This window comes from Vibrio sp. 811 (genome assembly GCF_033339195.1).
The window spans coordinates 1-615 of the sequence record NZ_JAWOUB010000575.1 but is presented as its reverse complement, the minus strand read 5'-3'; the positions used below and the strand labels follow the sequence as shown (position 1 = coordinate 615).

Below are 615 nucleotides of genomic sequence, written 5' to 3'. Positions count from 1 at the left end.
TTTCTTTCTGATTCTATTAAGGCTTCGCTTTCCAACTGATTTTTTGCTGCTTCACGAGCGCGCCAGACAAAATACAGAGCACTCCGCCTAACCCAGCAAAACGCACCGAGGCTTGTGCTTGCGCTTCTACTTTAGGTTTCGCGTGGTAGGCAATACCAAGGCCTGCGGCGGACATCATCACTAAGTCGTTGGCACCATCACCAACGGCAACGGTATTATGCTGTTCAATTTCGTATTCATCCGCCAGTTCAACCAAAATATCGGACTTGGTTTGCGCAGATACCACGTCACCAATCACTTGCCCAGTTAACTTTCCGTCAATGATCTCAAGCTGATTTGAACGAGCGAAGTCCAGACCGACTTTCTCTTTGATGTAATCAGAGAAATAAGTGAACCCACCAGATGCAATGGCGGTTTTCCAACCGAGCGCTTTAAAGGTCGCAATCAACGCTTCAAAGTCTGGCATGAATGGAAGCTCAGAACGCACTTGTTCTAAAATCGCTTCATCTGCGCCTTTTAGTTTACCAACCCGTTGACGCAAGCTTTGTTCAAAGTCCAACTCACCTTGCATCGCACGTTCAGTTACTTCGGCGACTTCTTCCCCTACTCCAGCCA

General features: G+C 47.6%; 1 protein-coding gene. It reads right to left on the bottom strand.

Features of this window, described 5'->3' with window-relative positions; genetic code table 11:
- Nucleotides 1-16: 16 nt before the first annotated feature.
- A partial coding sequence (gene serB, locus R7Q46_RS28175) for a phosphoserine phosphatase SerB (RefSeq protein WP_318078440.1) occupies nucleotides 17-615 on the bottom strand: 599 nt, incomplete at its 5' end.